This window comes from Pseudomonas sp. xss_4, from assembly GCF_043104125.1.
Taxonomy (GTDB): Bacteria; Pseudomonadota; Gammaproteobacteria; order Pseudomonadales; family Pseudomonadaceae; genus Aquipseudomonas; species Aquipseudomonas parafulva_B.
In genome coordinates, this window is the sequence record NZ_JBICKJ010000027.1 from 170,382 (window position 1) to 188,369 (window position 17,988).

Genomic DNA, 17,988 nt, shown 5'->3' on the forward strand with positions numbered 1-17,988 from the left:
GGGCGGGAAGAAGACCACCGTGATCACCTTCAACATCACCCAATGGCGTGCATGGGCTCCGGGCCTTTCGGCGCCTGCCGACTGGCACGCCTGGGCTAGCGGCAATTCGCCATCGGGTGCAGACGCCTGCGCGCCTGACGTAGCCTTCCTGCCAGCCATGCAGCGTCGTCGGCTGAGCCACATGGCGCGCATGGCGTTCGCGGTGGCCTGGCCATTGGCAGAGGGCCAGCCGCCGCTGCCGCTGGTGTTCGTTTCACGCCACGGTGAAACACCCCGCACGTTTTCGATTCTGGGCGAACTGGCTGCCGGGCAGCCGCTGTCCCCTACCCAGTTCAGCCTCTCGGTGCACAACGCGGTCATTGGCCTGTGGTCGATCCTGCGCGGTTCCACCTGCGAGATGACGGCTCTGGCCGCTGCCGGGGATGGTTTCGAACAGGGCGTGGTAGAAGCCGCAGCGCTCATGGCTGATGGCGCCCCAGCCGTGCTGCTGATCGTCACCGAAGAGCAGCCACCACCGGCCTATGGCCCCTGGATAGACGACGTACCGTTCGCCTACGCGCTCGGCCTGTTGCTGACCCCGGGCCGGCAATGGCAGCTGGCGCCCGGCGAGGTCGCCGCGTCACCTGCCGTGCCTGCGCTGCCTCACGGCCTGGCCTGGCTCAAGGCCATGCTCAACGGCCGCACCGATTTCACTCACACAGGGAAGCGTCGTACATGGAACTGGCACCGACAGCCGTGAGCAGGCCAGGCGACGCCTATATCTGGCGCCTGCTGGCCACCGCCACGAGCTTTATGCTGTTTGGCGTGGGCTGCCTGACCCTGCGGCTATTCGTGTTTCCGCTGCTGGCCTGCCTGCCGGGTGGCCGGGCACGCCACCGCGAGCGGGCCCGGCGCACCATCAGCTGGCTGTTCTGGCGCTTCGTGCAGTTCATGCGCGCCATGGGTGTGCTGACCTACGAAATTGACGGGGCCGAGCGCCTGGGCCGGCCGGGCCAGATGATCATCGCCAATCACCCGTCCCTGATCGATGTGGTGTTCCTGATCGGCCTGGTACGCCAAGCCAATTGCGTCGTGAAGCAGAGCCTGTTCGACAACCCGTTCACGCGCGGGCCGGTCAGCGAGGCGCAGTACATCGGCAACGATGGCAGCATGGACATGCTCGACACCGCCGTCGCCTCGCTGCAACAGGGCCAGACCCTGGTGATTTTCCCGGAAGGCACGCGTACCTCGCCCGGTCAGCCGCCGGCCTTTCACCGCGGCGCGGCTGCGATTGCCCTGCGCGGTGCAAGCGTCATCACCCCTGTCACCATCAAGGTCAGCCCGACCACGCTGACCAAGAACGAACCCTGGTACCGCATACCCGGCAGGCGGGTGCACTTCACCCTTTCGGTGGGCCCGGACGTGCATCCCGGCGCCTACACGGCCCTGGGCCCTGCGCCCAAAGCTTCCCGTCTGCTCAACGATTATCTGCACAACTACTACATCAAGGAGCTCGCCGCCGATGAGCGCGTCACAGCAAGACCTCAACCGTGATCTCAAGCAACTGATCATCGACGCCCTGGGCCTGGAGGACATCAGCGTCCAGGACATCGACGACGAACAGACCCTGTTCGGCGAAGGCCTGGGCCTGGATTCGGTTGATGCGCTCGAGCTCGGCCTGGCCATCCAGAAGCGCTATGGCATCAAGATCGACGCCGATGCCAAGGACACCCGCAACCATTTCAGCAGTGTCGCCGCCCTGGCGGCGTTCGTCACCGCCCGTCAGGCCGCCTGAGACCGCATCATGCAAACCCGTGAAGACATCTTCAACATTCTGCGCGACGCCCTGGTCGAATTATTCGAGCTCGAGCCTGAGCGCATTAGCCTGGACGCCAACCTCTACCAGGATCTGGAGATCGACAGCATTGACGCCGTCGACCTGATCGATCACATCAAGCGCCAGACAGGCAAGAAGATCGCCGCTGACGAGTTCAAGTCGGTGCGTACCGTCAACGACGTGGTCGAGGCTGTGTTCCGCCTGGTGAACCCGGCGGCATGAAGCGACTGATCGGCGCCGGCCTGCTGATCGCCGGGCTGCTGTATCCGTTCGCCGTGCATTTCGGCATGGCGCACTACGCCCCCTGGCAATTTGGCCTGCTGCTCGGCGGCCTCTGGCTGGCACGTGCGCTGAGCGCGCCTCGCCGGCCCGGCAGCCTGTGGATGGCAATCGCCGCCCTGGCGTTCTGTGGGCTGCTGGGGCTATCGGACAGCCAGGCACTGCTGCGTTGGTATCCGGTGCTCATCAGTACCTTCATGCTGGGGCTGTTCGGTAGCAGCCTGGTGCACGGCATGCCGGTGGCCGAACGCCTGGCACGCTTGAGCGACCCGGCGCTGCCGCCGCGCGCTGTGCGTTATACCCGGCAGGTCACCCAGGCCTGGTGCCTGTTCTTCCTGATCAACGGCCTGATCGCGGCCGCCCTTACGCTGTGGGCGCCGTTGGGCTGGTGGACGCTCTACAACGGCGTGATCGCCTATGCCGCGATGGGCGTGCTGTTCGCCCTCGAATGGCTGATTAGACAACGTGTGCGAGGACGCTCATGAACTGGATCAACCTCGAACACCTGCTGCTGCCGCTGGATGCGCCGCGCCAGGTGACCCAAGCCCCCGCCCTGGACCACGCCGAACTGAGCCAGCAGGCGCTGCGCCTGGCCGGTGGCCTGCATGCGCGGAGTGTTCGCCGACTGGCGGTGCACCTGGAGGACGCCGCGCAACTGGCCGCCGTCCTGCTCGGTGCATGGCGGGCCGAGGTCGAGGTCTTGCTGCCGGCCGACCTGCAACCGGCCACCCGCGAGCGCTGGAATGCCCACGTAGACCTGTGGCTCACGGATCTGGCTGAGGACACATCGCCCAACAGCTTGCTGGACACGCCCTTGCCACCTGCCATTCTGGACCTGGCCCGGTGCCGCATCAGCCTGTGTACCTCCGGGTCAAGCGGCGAGCCCAAGCGCATCGACAAGCAGGTCACGCAACTGGCCAGCGAGGTGAATGCGCTGGAGCACCTGTGGGGCAAGGCTCTAGGCCCTGCCTGGATCATCGGCAGCGTCGCTACCCAGCACATCTACGGCCTTCTGTTCCGCGTGCTGTGGCCCTTGTGCGCCGGGCGCGGGTTCGAGCGCCGCCAATTGCCGTTCCCCGAGGACCTGCAACGGGCCAGCCGCGCCCACCCGGCCTTTGCCTGGGTCGCCAGCCCGGCGCTGCTCAAGCGCATGGGCGAAAACCTCGACTGGCCAGCCCTGCAACCGGTGCGCAAGGTGTTCTCGTCGGGCGGTGAGTTGCCCGCCGATGCAGCCGAGCGCCTGCACCAGCGGCTGGGCCAATGGCCAGCAGAGATCCTCGGCAGCTCGGAGACCGGCGGGATCGCCTGGCGCCAGGGGCAGTCGTTGTGGCAGCCGTTTGCCGGTGTACAGCTTAGCCAAAATGACCAGGGGGCGCTGTGCATCGCCTCGCCCTACCTCCCAGCGGGGCATGTGGAACACAGCGCTGACGCCGTCGAATTCTCGTCCGACGGGCGCTTTCGCTTGCTGGGGCGACTGGATCGGATCGTCAAGCTCGAAGAAAAACGAATTTCGCTCCCCATGCTCGAACAGGCCTTGTGCACGCATCCATGGGTGTCTGAAGCACGTCTTGGCATGATCGAAAACGGCCGGGCCAGCCTAGGCGCCGTGCTGGTGCCGACCCCCGCAGGCCTGCACGCCCTGCGCAACCAGGGGCGGCGGGCCTTGGTCGAGGCCCTGCGCAGCCACCTGGCAGGCCACTGCGAGGCGCTGGCACTGCCACGCCGTTGGCGCTTGGTGCAGCACTTGCCGCTCAACAACCAGGGCAAGCTGACCCAGGCTGCGCTGCAGGCATTGCTGCTGGCGCCTCGCAGCATGGCCCCGCATGTGCTGGAGCAGCACCGCGAAGGTGACGAGCTCCAGCTCAAGCTCGGCGTGCCCCTGGACCTTGCCTGTTTCCCAGGGCATTTTCCCCGCACGCCGGTGTTGCCCGGTGTGGTCCAGATCGACTGGGCCGTCGCGCTGGCCGCTGAGCTGACCGAGTCGCCGCTGCGCTTTGCTGGCATGGAGGTGCTCAAGTTCCAGCAGTTGGTGCGGCCCGGCGATGAGCTGGCGCTGAGCCTTCGCCTGGACACGTCACGCGGCAAGCTTTACTTCGCCTTCACCTGTGCCGGTCAACCGTGTTCGAGCGGCCGGGTTCTGTTGGAGAACGCCTGTGCATAAGCCCTGCGCGGTGATCCCGGTCTACAACCACGAACAGGCCGTCCCGGCGGTCGTGGACGATTTGCTGCGCGCGGGCCTGCCCTGCGTGCTGGTCGACGATGCCAGCGATGCAGGCTGCGCGCAGGTACTCGCCCGGCTGGCCGAACAGAGGGATGTGTTCCTGGTCACCCTGCCTGTCAATCAGGGCAAGGGCGGTGCAGTCATGGCCGGCCTGCGCGAGGCGGCGCGACTGGGCTTCAGCCATGCGTTGCAGGTCGATGCCGATGGCCAGCACGACCTGGGCGATGTGCAGACGTTTCTGGAGCATTCCCGCCATGCCCCCCAGGCACTGGTGTGTGGGTATCCACAGTACGACGCCAGTGTGCCCAAAGGGCGGCTGTACGCGCGTTACCTGACCCACGTCTGGGTGTGGATCAACAGCCTGTCGCTGCAGATTCCCGATTCCATGTGCGGGTTTCGGGTCTATCCGCTGCCAGCCACGCTGGCCCTGATCGACAACGTGCGCCTTGGCAAGCGCATGGACTTCGACCCGGAAGTTCTCGTGCGCCTGGCCTGGCGCAACCAACCGATGCGCTGGTTGCCGACGCGGGTACATTATCCACAGGATGGCCTGTCGCATTTTCGCCTGGTCCACGACAACGCACTGATCTCCAAGATGCACGCCAAGCTGTTCTTCGGCATGCTGGTGCGAGCACCTGCAATCCTCTGGCGTCGGTGGCAGTCATGAGCACACCGTCGCAGCACTGGGCCGACCACCAGGAGCGGGGCAGCTTCTGGCTGATGAAGTTGACCGCCACCCTGGTACGGTTGCTTGGCCGCCGTGTGCTCAGCCCATTGATCCACCTGATCGTCGCCTACTTCTTCCTGTTCGGTCGCCGCGCCCGCCGCAGCGCGTGGCAGTACCAGCAACGCTTGCACCAATGGAACGCCGGGCAGACGCCTGCCCCCAGCTCATGGCAGGTCTTTCGTCAGTTCATGGCCTTTGCCGAGGCCCTGCTAGACAAGCTTGACGTGTGGAACGGCAAGCTGCGCATCGAGGATATCGAAATCCACGACCCGGCCGGCTTGCGTCAGCAACTGCGCGGCGCTCGCGGGCAGATGCTGGTGGGTGCCCACCTGGGCAACCTGGAAGTCTGCCGGGCCCTGGCCGAAATCGGCGAGCAGGTGACCATGAACGTGCTGGTGCACACCCGCCATGCCGAGCGCTTCAACCGCCTGCTGGGCGAGGCGGGAGCCACCAATCTGCGACTGATCCAGGTCAGCGAGCTGGACCCTGCGGTGATGCTGCAACTGTCCGAACGCCTGGAGCGTGGTGAATGGCTGGCCATCGCTGGGGATCGCGTGCCGCTGCATGGCGGGCGCACTGTCGAGGTGGACTTTCTAGGCCATCGCGCCGCCTTCCCCCAGGGCCCATGGTTACTGGCGGGCATGCTCGAATGCCCGCTCAACCTGCTGTTCTGTCTCAAGCACGACGGCCGCTATCACGTCACCCTCGAACCTTTTGCCGAACGCCTGCAATGGCGACGTGGCCAGCGCGATCAAGTCATCGCCCAATGGGCCGCCCGCTACGCCGATCGCCTGGGCCATTACTGCACGCGCGCACCCCTGCAGTGGTTCAATTTCTACCCTTTCTGGAAGACCGATGACGATGCAAGCGCATGAACCTGTCACGTTCGGCGAATCGCCGCTGGCTATCGAAGACGTCGTGGCGCTGGCCGAGGGCCGTGCCATGGCACACCTGCAGGACGATGCTGCCTACCGCGAGCGCATTGCCCGCGGGGCGCGCTTTCTCGACACCCTGCTCGACAAGGAAGGGGTGATCTACGGCGTGACCACCGGCTACGGTGACTCGTGTGTCGTGGCCGTGCCGCTTGAACACGTCGAGGCGCTGCCACGCCACCTCTACACCTTCCACGGTTGCGGCCTCGGCAAGCTGCTGGACGCCTCGGCCACTCGCGCAGTGCTGGCTGCACGCCTGCGTTCACTCAGCCACGGCGTATCGGGTGTTCGCCTGGAACTGCTCGAGCGCCTGCGCGACTTCATTGCCCACGACATCCTGCCGCTGATCCCCGAAGAAGGTTCGGTAGGCGCCAGTGGCGACCTTACCCCGCTGTCCTACGTAGCCGCGACGCTCTCGGGCGAGCGCGAGGTGATGTTCCAGGGTCAACGCCGCCGCAGCGCCGACGTGCACCGCGAACTGGGCTGGCAGCCCCTGGTGCTCAGGCCCAAGGAAGCCCTGGCCCTGATGAACGGCACGGCAGTGATGACCGGCCTTGCGTGCCTGGCATTTGCCCGCGCCGATTATCTTCTGCACCTGGCAACCCGGATCACTGCATTAAACGTGGTTGCCTTGCAAGGCAACCCCGAGCACTTCGACGAGCGCCTGTTCGCCGCCAAGCCGCACCCTGGCCAGGCGCAGGTCGCCGCCTGGCTGCGCCAGGACCTGGCGATCGACGCCCCCCTGCCGCCCTTGCACCGCCTGCAGGACCGCTATTCGCTACGCTGCGCGCCCCATGTCCTGGGGGTGCTGGCCGACAGCCTGGGCTGGTTGCGCGGTTTCATCGAGACCGAGCTCAACAGCGCCAACGACAACCCGATCATCGACGGTGATGCCGAGCGCGTGCTGCACGGTGGGCATTTCTACGGCGGGCACATCGCCTTTGCCATGGACAGCCTGAAAACCCTCGTCGCCAACGTGGCCGACCTGCTCGACCGACAGCTCGCGCTGGCGGTGGATGTGCGTTACAACCACGGCCTGCCGAGCAACCTGTCGGGCGCACCGGCCGAGCGCGCCATGATCAACCATGGGTTCAAGGCTGTGCAGATCGGGGCCAGCGCGTGGACCGCCGAAGCGCTCAAGCAGACCATGCCCGCCAGCGTGTTTTCGCGCTCAACCGAATGCCACAACCAGGACAAGGTGAGCATGGGCACCATCGCCGCCCGCGATGCCCTGCGGGTCCTGGAGCTGACCGAGCAAGTCGCCGCCGCGGCACTGCTGGCCGCCAATCAGGGCGTCTGGTTGCGCAGCCAGCAGGCTCAGGCACACGCGTTGCCCCCTGCGCTGGCGCAGATGCATGAGGCGTTGCTGCAGGAGTTCGCGCCGGTCATCGAAGACCGCGCACTTGAAGGCGACCTGCGCCACTGCCTGGTGCGCATCGGTCAACGTCACTGGAGGCTGCATGCGTAACCCTGGCGTTTTCCACGTCGACACCGAGGTCATCGTGCCGTTTTTCGATGTCGACAGCATGCATGTGGTCTGGCATGGCCATTATGTGAAGTACCTGGAAGTGGCACGATGCGCCCTGCTCGACCGCCTGGCGCACAACTATGTGCAGATGCAGGCCAGCGGCTATGCATGGCCGGTGATCGACCTGCAGCTGCGCTACATGCGCGGCGCGACGTTCGGCCAGCGCCTGAATGTGAGGGCCAGCCTGGTGGAATGGGAAAACCGCCTGAAGCTGCATTACCTGATCAGCGATGCCGTGACCGGGGAGCGCATGACCCGTGCCAGTACGGTTCAGGTGGCCGTGCACATCGACAGTGGCGAGATGCAGCTGGCCTCGCCGCAGGCCATGCTCGATGCCGTGCAGCAGGTGTTGCCATGACCCCTGCGCTAAAACGGCTGGCCCGCGTGCTGGCAACGCTGGCGGTGCTGATCGTCAGCCCCTTGAGCGCAGCCTTCGACTTGGACGACCTGCAACGCCAGCTCAGCGCACCTGCGGTGGTCAAGGGCCCATTCATTCAGGAAAAACACCTGCGTGCCCTGCCCCAGCCCTTGCTGAGCGAGGGTGAGTTCGTGCTTGCCCGTGATCATGGCCTGCTCTGGATGCTGCATACCCCCCTGCGTCAGAACTACCGGATCGACGCCCAGGGCATTGCCCGGCGCGACCCGAGCGGCTGGCAAGTGCTGCCAAGCCGCAGCGCCGGTGCGCAGCAAAACCAGCTGTTCTTTGCCGTGCTGCAAGGTGACAGCACCGGGCTGCAGCGTGATTTCGAACTGGCGTTGAGCGGCGATGCAACCCAGTGGCAGCTGCGTCTGACCCCACGCTCGTTGCTGCTCAAGCAAATCTTCAGCCGCATCGACATCAGCGGTGGGCGTTTCGTGCAGCGCATCGAGCTGAGCGAGACCCAAGGCGACAGCACGGTATTGCGCCTGCCTGAAAGCACCGGCGCGGCCGAGCTGAGCGACATGGAGCGCAGTGACTTTGCCGACTGAACGCCAGTTGCCACGCCTGTTCGTCTTCGTGCTGCTGATCATGCTGGCCGTGGCCGGCTGGCAGTGGCACCGCGGCGCGCCCTTGTCTGCCGACTTGATGGCGCTGGTGCCCGGCGCGACCCAGGATCCTCTGGTGCAACAGGCCGAGCAGCGGATGCAGGAGCCACTGAACCGCGAGTTGCTGCTTCTGGTCGGCCACGCTCAGCGACCACAGGCAGTGGCGCTGGCACAACGGTTGGCGAATCAGTGGCAGGCCAGTGGCCTGTTCGAAAAGGTGCAGTGGAGCCTGGACACCGACCTGCAGGCGGTGCGAGACCAGTTGCTCAAAGGTCGCCTGGCCATGCTGCCGGCATCTGACCGGCAACAATTGCAGCAGCAGCCGGACGCCTTCGTGGCGCAGCGCGTCCAGAGCCTGGTCGACCCTTTTGCGGGGTTCAGCCTGGTGCCGGGCCAGGACGACTGGTTAGGGCTGACCGGGCGCATCCAGAATGCCCAGCCCAAGCCCGCGAACGTGGAACTGGACACCGCCAGCGGTGCCTTGATTGCCCAGGCCGAAGGGTATTACTGGGTGCTGGTGCGCGCGCGCACCCTGGGCAATGCCTTCGACATGCATCTGCCCCTACAGGTGGCGGATTTGCTGGCCCAGGGGCGTGTGCAGGCAAGCGCCGTCGATGCGCGGTTGCTGGCCGCCAGCGGCCTGCTGCACGCCGCCGCCGGCCAGCAGCAAGCCAGCCGGGAGATCACCTGGGTAGGCGGCGGGGCAACACTGGGTATCTTGCTGTTGCTATTGCTGGCCCTACGCAGCGTGCGCGCGCTGCTGGCGTTCGTGCCCGTGCTGGTCGGCATGCTGTTTGGCTCAGTGGTGTGCGTGGCAGTGTTCGGCCAGATGCATGTCATGACCCTGGTCCTGGGCTCCAGCCTGATCGGCGTCGCGATTGACTATCCGCTGCATTATCTGACCAAGAGCTGGAGCCTCAAGCCCTGGCAAAGCTGGACGGCCGTGCGCCTGACCCTGCCAGGCATGAGCCTGAGCCTGGCCACCAGTTGCATCGGCTATCTGGCATTGGCCTTCACCCCTTTCCCGGCGCTGACCCAGATTGCCGTTTTCTCCGCCGCTGGTCTGATGGGTGCCTACCTTAGTGCGGTGTGCCTGGTTCCGGCCCTACTGACCAAGGCTCAACTGCAACCCGCGGATTGGCCGATGCGTATCGCCCAGGCGCTCACCCGCTGGCGTAAGGCATTGCTGCGCAAAGTGCCGAGCGCAGCGTTGCTGGCCCTGCTACTGCTGTTCTGCGCCAGCGGCCTCTGGCACCTGCAGACCCACAACGATATCCGCCAATGGGTGGGCACGCCGCCGCAGCTGTTGCAGCAAGCCCAGGCAGTAGCACGCATCACCGGTTACCAGCCCACCAGCCAGTTCTACCTGGTGCGGGCTGCCGACCAGCAGCAATTGCTCGAACGCACCCAGCAGCTGGGGGCCAAGCTGGACGAGTTGGTGGCGCTGGACAAGCTCAAGGGCTACATGAGCCTCGGCCAACTGGTCGCTACCCCTGCCGAGCAAGCACAGGTGCGCGAGGCCTTGGCTGCGCTACCGGAGCATTGGCAGCCTCTGCTGGCGCTCGGCGTTCCCCAAGCGGCCCTTGACGCTGAAGTCGCGCAACTGCGCGCACTGCCACTGCAGCGCATCGACGACGTGCTGGCAGGCCCATTGGGCGAGGCATGGCGACCCTTGTGGCTGGGCAGCGCAGGTGACGGCGTTGCTGCCATCGTCAGCCTGCAAGGCTTGTCTGACGCCGCCCTGTTGCGGTTGCAGACGCAGGACCTGCCCGGTGTACAGCTGGTTGATCGTCTCGGCGAGCTGAACCAGTTGTTCGCCGCCACTCAGGTCAGCGCAGCGGAGCTCAAACTGCTTTCGTGCGCGTTGATTTTGATGCTGCTGGCCGTGCCTTTCGGGTTGCGGGGCTCTTTGCGCATCGTGGCCTTGCCGCTGCTGGCTGCACTGTGCAGCCTGGCGAGCCTCGGCTGGCTGGGCGAGCCGTTGACACTGTTCAGCCTGTTCGGGCTACTGCTGGTGACAGCCATCAGCGTCGACTACGCCATCCTCATGCATGAGCGCATCGGCGGCGCCGCGGTGAGCCTGCTCGGAACCCTGCTGGCTGCGTTGACCACATGGCTGTCGTTCGGCCTGCTGGCACTGTCCAGCACGCCGGCCGTCAGCAACTTTGGCGTGGCGGTGAGCCTGGGGCTGGTGTTCAGCTTCCTGCTGGCGCCTTGGGCAGCGCCCCGCGAGGGAGCGCACGACCGCTCATGATGATCGTTATCTTCTGGGCGCTGGCGCTGGCGCTCTTCACCCTGGCCAGCAGGCTGGGCAAGCGCCTCGGGTTGATCCCGATCGTCAGCCATCTGTTGCTGGCAACACTGGTGCTCCCTGCCTCGATGGGCCTGTGGGTGACGCCGCATTGGCGCTTGGAGGGCACTGCGCTGATCGCACCGGCATGGGTAAAAACGCTCTACGGCGGTAGTTTCGCCCTGTTGCTCGGCCACATTCTGATCGACGTGCTGGCGCTGCGCCCGGACCGCCAGGCGCTGAAACTTGCCGTGCCCAGTTTCCTGCTGCCGTTCGCCTGCGGTATCGCCTGTGCCTTCTGGGTGATAGGGCTGAGCGGTGTCGGTGCACTGGCACTGGGGCTGGTGTTCGCGATCACCGCCATACCGGTGCTCTACCTGTATCTCCAGGCAATCGGTTATCCCCCGGCGGCCAGCCGGCGGTTGTTGCAGGCTGCCATCCTGATCGACCTGGCATGCTGGCTGTTGCTAGGGGTAGGCCAGGGCAGCCTAGACCCCGGCACACTGGCCTTGCCGCTACTGGCGGCACTGCTGCCGTGGCCGTTGCACGCACTGGGTTTGCGTGCGCCTTCGCTGTATGGCGCGTTGTTCCTGGTGCTGTTGTTCATTGCCGAACACTACACGCTCAACGCACTGGTGCTGGGGGTTGGCTATCTGGCGTGCCTGGCCTGGCTCAAGGTCGCGGCGGCATTGCCGCTGCCAGAGCGGTACAACCGCCGCGTGCAGCAGGGTTTGGCGGTACCCATGATCCTGACTTACGGCGTGGTGCAGATCGATGCCCATCAAGCCTTGGGGCAGTTGGACGCGTGGCAGCTAGTTGCCCTGCTGGTGCTTCCGATCGTCAGCAAGTTGCTGGGCAACTGGCTGGGCCTGTGCTGGGCTGCTCCGTCGCCCGGCGCTGCCGGCAAATGGCGCGAGAGCCTGCTGCTGAACATTCGCGGCCTCAGTGAAATCGTTTTCCTCAACCTGCTGCTTTCCCAGCAGTTGATCACCCCAGCGGTGTACTTCGCGCTCATGCTGATGAGCCTGGTCGCCACCCTGATGCCGGCGCTGGCTGGCCTTCATCGCCTTCCACTCAACACAGAACCCATGGCAAGGAGCCCGCATGCCAAACCTTGAAACCCAACAACGCGAGGTCCTGGTCATCGGTGCCGGGCCTTCCGGCGCCATCGCGGCGGCCTTGCTCAAGCGCAGCGGGCACGACGTACTGGTGATCGAGCGTCAGCGTTTCCCGCGTTTTTCCATCGGCGAAAGCCTGCTGACGCACTGTCTGGACTTCGTCGAAGAGGCGGGCATGCTGGACGCCGTGCAGGCGGCAGGTTTCCAGTACAAGAATGGCGCTGCATTCGCCTGGGGCGACGAATACACCGCCTTCGACTTCGGGCAGACCTTCACGCCAGGCAAGACCAGCACCTTCCAGGTGCAGCGTGCCCGCTTCGACCAGATACTGGCCGACCAGGCCCAGGCTCAGGGCGTGGAAATCCGCTACGAGCATGAAGTTGTCAGCGCCGACATGGGCGGGCCACAGCCGCAGGTGGTGGTGCGCCGGCCCGATGGCAGCGAGTACCTGCTCCGGGCCCAGTTCGTCCTGGATGCCAGCGGCTACGGCCGCGTGCTGCCGCGCCTGCTGGACCTTGAAGCCCCGTCCGCTTTCCCAGTGCGCAAAGCGGTCTTCACGCACATCGAAGACCGCATCGACCACCCCGGCTTCGATCGCGACAAGATCCTCATCACCACCCACCCCGAGTACCGTGACGTCTGGTTCTGGACCATTCCCTTCAGTGATGGCCGCACCTCGTTGGGGGTAGTGGCCGCCGCTGAGCGCTTTGCCGCTGCCCCTGACGACCTCGATGCGTGCCTGAAGCACTTCGTGGCGCAAGCGCCTGGCCTGGCCAAGGTGCTGGCCAATGCAGTCTGGGACACCCCGGCTCGCACCATCGGCGGCTATTCGGCCAACGTGAAGGCGCTGCATGGGCCGGGCTACGCCCTGCTGGGCAATGCAGCGGAATTCCTTGACCCGGTGTTCTCCTCCGGTGTCACCATCGCCATGCGCTCTGCCAGCATGGCTGCCGGCCTGCTGCACCGCCAGCTGCAAGGGGAGGCAGTGGACTGGCAGAGCGCGTTTGCCGAGCCGCTGCAGCGTGGCGTCGATACCTTCCGTGTGTACGTGGAAGGCTGGTACGACGGCAGTTTCCAGGATGTGATCTATCACCCCGGCAGCTCACCGGAGATTCGCGCCATGATCAGCTCCATACTGGCCGGGTATGCCTGGGATACACGTAACCCGTTCGTCGCCGAGCCGCGGCGCCGGCTGCGTACCCTGGCCGAACTGTGCGCAAGGGACACCCCATGACCCAGCGCCCGTTCCTGAGCGAGACTTACGTGAAAGAAACCCGCATCGGGTTTCGCTTCCTGAGCAGCCACACCTGGCAGCATCACGTGCTGCGGGTGGCAATCGATGACCTCGCCCGGCTCTTCGCAGGCGCCCTTCCCCAGGCGCCGGTTCTGCTCGATGCCGGCTGCGGGCAGGGCAAGTCATTCAAGCACCTGCAGCGGGTATTCGCTCCCTCCAGGCTGCTGGGCACCGACGCCGATCCGCACAGCCTCGACCTCAGCGCAGCCGAGGCCAAGCGCCTTGGCATCGAGGTGGAGTTGTCAGGCGGTGACTGCGCCAGCCTGCCCTACCCCGATGCCACCATCGATGTACTGTTCTGCCACCAGACCTTCCATCACCTGGTCGAGCAGGAAAAGGCCCTGGCCGAGTTCTACCGCGTACTTAAACCGGGCGGCTACCTGCTGTTCGCCGAGTCCACGCAAGCCTATATCGATACCTGGGTCATTCGCTGGTTCTTCCGTCACCCCATGCACGTGCAGAAAAACGCCGAGGGCTATCTGCACATGCTGCGCGTGCAGGGGTTCGCGTTTGGGCCCGACAACGTGTCCTATCCCTACCTGTGGTGGAGCCGGGCCAAGGACTTCGGCCTGCTGGAGCGCCTGGGCCTGCGCAAGCCTCCACCGGTCGGCGAACGCGATGAAACGCTGGTCAATGTAGTGGCTCGCAAGCCCCTGGAGCACGCATGAAACCCTGGATGGCGCTTGCCCTTTGCCTGATGCTTGGTGCCTGCGCCGCCAGGGCACCACTGCCCGCATCCCTTCCGGCGCTTGCCCTGCCGCAGCAACTGCATGTTGAGCGCACCCAGGCCGGGCAGCGCCAGGACTGGCTACTGGTGATCCAGGACGAGGGCGGCCGTCTGCGCTGGTCGCTGCTCGACCTGCTGGGTATTCCCCAGGCGCGGCAAGTGCTGGACGGCCAGCAATGGCAGGCCGACGGCTTGCTGCCACCTAACCCGGCGGCCCGCGAGTTGTTCGCCGCCGTGCTGTTCGCCCTCACGCCACAGGACCAGCTGGCCCGGTTGTATCCCCAGGCCCGGGAGCAGCAGGGGCAGCGTTGGCTGGGCGCGCGCTGGCGGGTAACCTACCGCACGGCCCACGCGTTTGACTTGCACCTGGACCAAGGCCTGCGCTATGTAATCGACCCCCTGCCCCGTGAGCACACACCATGACCGCCTACCTCAATGCCCTGGGCCTGATCTGCACCCTGGGCCATGGCCAGGCCGACGTCGCCGCACGCCTGTTTGCCGGCGACTGTTCAGGGATGCGGCCCGCCCCAGGCTGGATTCCCGAGCGCCAGCCTCCGGTGGGCGCCGTGACGCAGCCGCTGCCAGCCGTCCCCTTGCCGGAGCAGCACAGCCGCAACAATCAGCTGTTGTACGCCGCCGCGCTGCAGATCGAGCCCGCCCTGCGCCAGGCGATCACGCAATACGGTGCCCACCGTGTCGGGGTGGTCCTGGGTACCAGCACCTCGGGCATCGCCGAAGGCAGTGCCGCCATTGGCCACTTCCTGGCGAGCGATCACTTCCCGGCCGATTATCACTATGCCCAGCAAGTGTTGAGCGCGCCGGCTGACTTTCTCGCCGACTGGCTGCAACTCGGCGGGCCGGCCTATGTGATTTCAACCGCGTGCACCTCCAGCGGCCGCGCGCTGCTGAGCGCTCGGCGTCTGCTGGACCTGGGCGTATGCGATGCGGTGTTGTGCGGTGGGGTGGACAGCCTCTGTCACCTCACGCTCAACGGGTTCAGCGCCCTGGAGGCGATCAGCGACCGCCGCTGCAATCCGTTCTCGGCCAACCGCGATGGCATCAATATCGGCGAGGCTGCCGCCTTGTTCTTGATGACCCGCGCGCCTGAAGCGCACGGCGAGCGCATCGCCCTGCTCGGCGCAGGCGCCAGTTCCGACGCCCACCACATCTCCGCGCCCGACCCAACTGGCGCCGGTGCCTTGCAGTGCATGGGCAAAGCGCTGGACAATGCCGGGCTTGAGCCCGCGCACATCCATTACCTGAACCTGCACGGCACCGCCACGCCCCATAACGACGCCATGGAAAGCCTGGCCGTCGATACCCTGTTCGGCGCCGGCCTACCGTGCTCATCCAGCAAGCCGATGACGGGCCATACCCTGGGCGCTGCCGGTGCGCTCGAGGCGGCGTTCTGCTGGCTGAGCCTGAGCAGGCACAACCCGTTGGGCTTGCTGCCGCCGCACCTGTGGGACGGCCAGCCCGACCCTGCCCTGCCTGAACTGACCCTGGTCGACGGCAGCCAGCGCCTGGCAGCCCATGGCCCACGCCGACTGATGAGCAACTCGTTCGCCTTCGGCGGCAACAACGTCAGCCTGATTCTTGGAGACATCGCATGATCACCTGGCCCCTGGCCGAGCTGCTGCCCCATGCTGGCGACATGATCCTGATCGATCACATCGAGCACTGTGACGAGGAGCAGATCAGCACCCGTACCACCGTACGGCCCGGCGCACTGTTCAATCGCGCCGATGGCAGCCTGCCGGCCTGGTTCGGCATCGAGCTGATGGCCCAGAGCGTCGCCGCCTACGCCGGTTGCCGGGCGCGACGCAATGGCCAGGCCGTCGAGCTGGGGTTTTTGCTCGGTGCCCGCAAGTACACGTGCGATGTCGAGTCTTTCCCGGCCGGCGCCCAATTGCATGTCCACGCCCAACGCTCGCTCGAAGACGAGAACGGCATGGGCGTTTTCGAATGTCACCTGCGCGGCCCCGGCATCCACGCCACCGCCCGCCTGAATGTGTACCGCCCGCCGCAAGCGGCCAGCTACCTGGCCGAAGCGGGCCCTGAGGAGCCCCTTTCATGACTGATACCATCCTGGTGACCGGTTCGAGCCGTGGAATCGGCCGTGCCATCGCCCTGCGCCTGGCACGTTCGGGTTACGACCTGGTACTGCATTGCCGCAGCGGCCGGTCCGAAGCCGACGTGGTGGCCGATCAAGTGCGTGCTCTGGGGCAGCAGGCGCGCGTATTGCAGTTCGACATCGGCGAACGCGCCGCCTGCCGCTTGGCGCTCGAAGCCGACGTGGAGGCGCACGGTGCTTACTACGGCGTGGTGTGCAATGCCGGCCTGACCCGCGATGGCGCTTTCCCCGCGCTGACCGACGAGGATTGGGACCAGGTGCTGCGGACCAACCTGGACGGTTTCTACAATGTGCTGCAGCCACTGACCATGCCCATGATCCGCCGCCGCGCGCCGGGCCGCATCGTCTGCATCACCTCGGTTTCAGGGCTCATCGGCAACCGCGGGCAGGTCAACTACAGCGCTTCGAAGGCGGGCCTGATCGGGGCGGCCAAGGCCTTGGCAATCGAACTGGGCAAGCGGCGCATTACCGTCAACTGCGTAGCGCCCGGGCTGATCGACACGGCCATGCTCGACGAACATGTGCCGGTGGACGAACTGATGAAGATGATCCCTGCCGGGCGCATGGGCACCGCTGAAGAGGTAGCAGGCGCCGTCAACTTCCTCATGTCGCCGGAGGCCAGCTACATCACCCGCCAAGTGCTGGCGGTCAACGGGGGGCTGTGCTGATGCGCCGAGTGGTCGTCACCGGCATGGCCGGCATCACCTCGCTGGGCAACGACTGGGCAACCATTGCCGGTCATTTCGCCAGCCAACGCAGTGGTATCCGCCGCATGGACGAGTAGGACCGCTTCGAGGAAATGAACACGCGCCTGGCCGGGCCCATCGATGATTTCAAGGTCCCGGCGCACTGGACGCGCAAGCAGCTTCGCAGCATGGGCCGGGTGTCGCGCCTGGCCGTTGGCGCTGCCGAACAGGCCCTCGCCGATGCAGGCTTGCTCGGCGACCCGAGCATTCGCGATGGCCGCATGGGCGTTGCCTGCGGCTCATCCACCGGCAGTACCGACGAGATCAAGGCGTTCGGCAACATGCTGCTCAACTCGGTGGCCGACGGGCTCAACGCCAATTCCTATGTGCGCATGATGCCGCACACGACCGCCGCCAACATCAGCATTTTCTTCGGCCTGACCGGGCGCCTGATCCCCACGTCCAGTGCCTGCACCAGCGGCAGCCAAGGCATTGGTTATGCCTATGAAGCCATCAAGTACGGGCGCTTGCCGATGATGCTGGCCGGCGGTGCCGAAGAACTGTGCCCCACCGAGGCCATGGTCTTCGACGCGCTCTATGCCACCAGCCTCAAGAACGACACGCCGCACCTCAGCCCGCGCCCCTACGACTGCGGCAGGGATGGCCTGGTGATCGGCGAAGGCGCCGGCATGCTGGTGCTCGAAGAGCTTGAGCATGCACGGGCGCGAGGCGCGAAGATTCATGCCGAAATCATCGGTTTCGGCAGCAACGCCGACGGCCAGCACACGACCCGACCCGAACAGTCGACCATGCGCCGGGCCATGGAACTGGCGCTCGAAGACGCAGGCCTGGCACCGGAGGCGATTGGCTATGTGAACGGCCATGGCACCGCGACCGAGCAAGGCGACATCGCCGAAACCCTGGCCACCAGCAGCCTGTTTGGCCCACGCATGCCCCTCAGTTCGCAGAAGAGCTTCCTGGGCCATACCCTGGGAGCGTGCGGTGCGCTGGAGTCCTGGTTCAGCATCGAAATGATGAACAGCGACCGCTATGTGCACACGCTGAACCTGGACGCGGTAGACCCTCGCTGCGGCGAACTGGACTACCTGCGTGGTGAGTTCCGCCACATGAGCCACGGGTTCGTGATGAACAACAATTTTGCCTTCGGCGGGGTCAACACGTCGCTGATCTTCCGCCGCTGGCCCTGACC

Annotated in this window: 19 protein-coding genes and 1 pseudogene; all 20 read left to right on the plus strand. The window is 65.7% G+C overall.

The features are described from left to right. The first annotated feature begins 19 nt into the window (after positions 1-19). Complete coding sequence (locus ACF8GB_RS05720) at positions 20-739, plus strand: beta-ketoacyl synthase chain length factor (RefSeq protein ID WP_392475098.1); 720 nt, start codon at positions 20-22, stop codon at positions 737-739. Continuing rightward, a complete protein-coding gene (locus ACF8GB_RS05725) occupies positions 715-1,533 on the plus strand; it encodes a 1-acyl-sn-glycerol-3-phosphate acyltransferase (protein ID WP_196185545.1) in 819 nt (272 codons plus the stop codon). Before ACF8GB_RS05720 ends, ACF8GB_RS05725 begins: the two co-directional genes overlap by 25 nt. Then, on the plus strand, positions 1,502-1,774 hold the full coding sequence (locus tag ACF8GB_RS05730) for a phosphopantetheine-binding protein (RefSeq protein WP_196185544.1): 273 nt from the start codon (positions 1,502-1,504) through the stop codon (positions 1,772-1,774). The genes ACF8GB_RS05725 and ACF8GB_RS05730 overlap by 32 nt, the downstream gene beginning before the upstream one ends. Positions 1,775-1,783: 9 nt before the next feature. Continuing rightward, positions 1,784-2,038, plus strand: coding sequence for an acyl carrier protein (locus ACF8GB_RS05735; protein WP_023532695.1), 255 nt, complete (start codon positions 1,784-1,786; stop codon positions 2,036-2,038). After that, on the plus strand, positions 2,035-2,580 hold the full coding sequence (locus ACF8GB_RS05740) for a hypothetical protein (protein ID WP_196185543.1): 546 nt from the start codon (positions 2,035-2,037) through the stop codon (positions 2,578-2,580). The genes ACF8GB_RS05735 and ACF8GB_RS05740 overlap by 4 nt, the downstream gene beginning before the upstream one ends. Beyond that, positions 2,577-4,256: an AMP-binding protein gene (locus tag ACF8GB_RS05745; protein WP_326383310.1), complete on the plus strand. Its 1,680-nt coding sequence runs from the start codon at positions 2,577-2,579 to the stop codon at positions 4,254-4,256. The genes ACF8GB_RS05740 and ACF8GB_RS05745 overlap by 4 nt, the downstream gene beginning before the upstream one ends. Then, entirely contained in the window at positions 4,249-4,983 is a 735-nt protein-coding gene (locus ACF8GB_RS05750) for a glycosyltransferase family 2 protein (protein ID WP_197844106.1), read from the plus strand. The genes ACF8GB_RS05745 and ACF8GB_RS05750 overlap by 8 nt, the downstream gene beginning before the upstream one ends. Continuing rightward, positions 4,980-5,918 (plus strand): glycosyl transferase, encoded by a 939-nt coding sequence (locus tag ACF8GB_RS05755; protein ID WP_100852412.1) that lies wholly within the window; start codon positions 4,980-4,982, stop codon positions 5,916-5,918. Before ACF8GB_RS05750 ends, ACF8GB_RS05755 begins: the two co-directional genes overlap by 4 nt. Next, a complete protein-coding gene (hutH, locus tag ACF8GB_RS05760; RefSeq protein WP_392475086.1) occupies positions 5,899-7,443 on the plus strand; it encodes a histidine ammonia-lyase in 1,545 nt (514 codons plus the stop codon). The genes ACF8GB_RS05755 and hutH overlap by 20 nt, the downstream gene beginning before the upstream one ends. Continuing rightward, positions 7,436-7,861 (plus strand): acyl-CoA thioesterase, encoded by a 426-nt coding sequence (locus ACF8GB_RS05765; RefSeq protein WP_326383311.1) that lies wholly within the window; start codon positions 7,436-7,438, stop codon positions 7,859-7,861. Before hutH ends, ACF8GB_RS05765 begins: the two co-directional genes overlap by 8 nt. Continuing rightward, on the plus strand, positions 7,858-8,472 hold the full coding sequence (locus ACF8GB_RS05770) for an outer membrane lipoprotein carrier protein LolA (protein ID WP_196185538.1): 615 nt from the start codon (positions 7,858-7,860) through the stop codon (positions 8,470-8,472). Before ACF8GB_RS05765 ends, ACF8GB_RS05770 begins: the two co-directional genes overlap by 4 nt. After that, positions 8,462-10,783, plus strand: a complete 2,322-nt coding sequence (locus ACF8GB_RS05775) for an MMPL family transporter (RefSeq protein WP_196185554.1) — start codon at positions 8,462-8,464, stop codon at positions 10,781-10,783. The genes ACF8GB_RS05770 and ACF8GB_RS05775 overlap by 11 nt, the downstream gene beginning before the upstream one ends. Beyond that, the gene (locus tag ACF8GB_RS05780; protein ID WP_326383312.1) at positions 10,780-11,937 is read left to right on the plus strand and encodes a sodium:proton antiporter; all 1,158 of its coding nucleotides are present in this window, start codon (positions 10,780-10,782) and stop codon (positions 11,935-11,937) included. Before ACF8GB_RS05775 ends, ACF8GB_RS05780 begins: the two co-directional genes overlap by 4 nt. Then, positions 11,924-13,171: an NAD(P)/FAD-dependent oxidoreductase gene (locus ACF8GB_RS05785; RefSeq protein ID WP_392526698.1), complete on the plus strand. Its 1,248-nt coding sequence runs from the start codon at positions 11,924-11,926 to the stop codon at positions 13,169-13,171. Before ACF8GB_RS05780 ends, ACF8GB_RS05785 begins: the two co-directional genes overlap by 14 nt. Further along, on the plus strand, positions 13,168-13,899 hold the full coding sequence (locus tag ACF8GB_RS05790; RefSeq protein ID WP_392526699.1) for a class I SAM-dependent methyltransferase: 732 nt from the start codon (positions 13,168-13,170) through the stop codon (positions 13,897-13,899). The genes ACF8GB_RS05785 and ACF8GB_RS05790 overlap by 4 nt, the downstream gene beginning before the upstream one ends. Continuing rightward, the gene (locus tag ACF8GB_RS05795) at positions 13,896-14,381 is read left to right on the plus strand and encodes a hypothetical protein (RefSeq protein WP_182138603.1); all 486 of its coding nucleotides are present in this window, start codon (positions 13,896-13,898) and stop codon (positions 14,379-14,381) included. The genes ACF8GB_RS05790 and ACF8GB_RS05795 overlap by 4 nt, the downstream gene beginning before the upstream one ends. Next, positions 14,378-15,571 carry a beta-ketoacyl-[acyl-carrier-protein] synthase family protein gene (locus ACF8GB_RS05800; protein ID WP_196185533.1) on the plus strand — a complete coding sequence of 398 codons (1,194 nt, stop codon included), beginning with the start codon at positions 14,378-14,380 and terminating at the stop codon, positions 15,569-15,571. Before ACF8GB_RS05795 ends, ACF8GB_RS05800 begins: the two co-directional genes overlap by 4 nt. After that, positions 15,568-16,035 carry a hotdog family protein gene (locus tag ACF8GB_RS05805; protein ID WP_023532704.1) on the plus strand — a complete coding sequence of 156 codons (468 nt, stop codon included), beginning with the start codon at positions 15,568-15,570 and terminating at the stop codon, positions 16,033-16,035. Before ACF8GB_RS05800 ends, ACF8GB_RS05805 begins: the two co-directional genes overlap by 4 nt. Continuing rightward, positions 16,032-16,760: a 3-oxoacyl-ACP reductase FabG gene (gene fabG, locus ACF8GB_RS05810; RefSeq protein WP_058602930.1), complete on the plus strand. Its 729-nt coding sequence runs from the start codon at positions 16,032-16,034 to the stop codon at positions 16,758-16,760. The genes ACF8GB_RS05805 and fabG overlap by 4 nt, the downstream gene beginning before the upstream one ends. Further along, positions 16,760-17,986, plus strand: a pseudogene (locus ACF8GB_RS05815) (beta-ketoacyl-ACP synthase). Before fabG ends, ACF8GB_RS05815 begins: the two are co-directional and overlap by 1 nt. Positions 17,987-17,988 lie beyond the last annotated feature (2 nt).

What these genes read in the sequence shown, in the direction of transcription:
- ACF8GB_RS05725 (WP_196185545.1), top strand. Translation starts at nt 715, where the DNA reads ATGGAACTGGCACCGACAGCCGTGAGCAGGCCAGGCGACGCCTATATC.
- ACF8GB_RS05730 (WP_196185544.1), top strand. Translation starts at nt 1,502, where the DNA reads ATGAGCGCGTCACAGCAAGACCTCAACCGTGATCTCAAGCAACTGATC.
- ACF8GB_RS05735 (WP_023532695.1), top strand. Translation starts at nt 1,784, where the DNA reads ATGCAAACCCGTGAAGACATCTTCAACATTCTGCGCGACGCCCTGGTC.
- ACF8GB_RS05740 (WP_196185543.1), top strand. Translation starts at nt 2,035, where the DNA reads ATGAAGCGACTGATCGGCGCCGGCCTGCTGATCGCCGGGCTGCTGTAT.
- ACF8GB_RS05745 (WP_326383310.1), top strand. Translation starts at nt 2,577, where the DNA reads ATGAACTGGATCAACCTCGAACACCTGCTGCTGCCGCTGGATGCGCCG.
- ACF8GB_RS05755 (WP_100852412.1), top strand. Translation starts at nt 4,980, where the DNA reads ATGAGCACACCGTCGCAGCACTGGGCCGACCACCAGGAGCGGGGCAGC.
- hutH (WP_392475086.1), top strand. Translation starts at nt 5,899, where the DNA reads ATGACGATGCAAGCGCATGAACCTGTCACGTTCGGCGAATCGCCGCTG.
- ACF8GB_RS05765 (WP_326383311.1), top strand. Translation starts at nt 7,436, where the DNA reads ATGCGTAACCCTGGCGTTTTCCACGTCGACACCGAGGTCATCGTGCCG.
- ACF8GB_RS05770 (WP_196185538.1), top strand. Translation starts at nt 7,858, where the DNA reads ATGACCCCTGCGCTAAAACGGCTGGCCCGCGTGCTGGCAACGCTGGCG.
- ACF8GB_RS05780 (WP_326383312.1), top strand. Translation starts at nt 10,780, where the DNA reads ATGATGATCGTTATCTTCTGGGCGCTGGCGCTGGCGCTCTTCACCCTG.
- ACF8GB_RS05785 (WP_392526698.1), top strand. Translation starts at nt 11,924, where the DNA reads ATGCCAAACCTTGAAACCCAACAACGCGAGGTCCTGGTCATCGGTGCC.
- ACF8GB_RS05790 (WP_392526699.1), top strand. Translation starts at nt 13,168, where the DNA reads ATGACCCAGCGCCCGTTCCTGAGCGAGACTTACGTGAAAGAAACCCGC.
- ACF8GB_RS05795 (WP_182138603.1), top strand. Translation starts at nt 13,896, where the DNA reads ATGAAACCCTGGATGGCGCTTGCCCTTTGCCTGATGCTTGGTGCCTGC.
- ACF8GB_RS05800 (WP_196185533.1), top strand. Translation starts at nt 14,378, where the DNA reads ATGACCGCCTACCTCAATGCCCTGGGCCTGATCTGCACCCTGGGCCAT.
- ACF8GB_RS05805 (WP_023532704.1), top strand. Translation starts at nt 15,568, where the DNA reads ATGATCACCTGGCCCCTGGCCGAGCTGCTGCCCCATGCTGGCGACATG.
- fabG (WP_058602930.1), top strand. Translation starts at nt 16,032, where the DNA reads ATGACTGATACCATCCTGGTGACCGGTTCGAGCCGTGGAATCGGCCGT.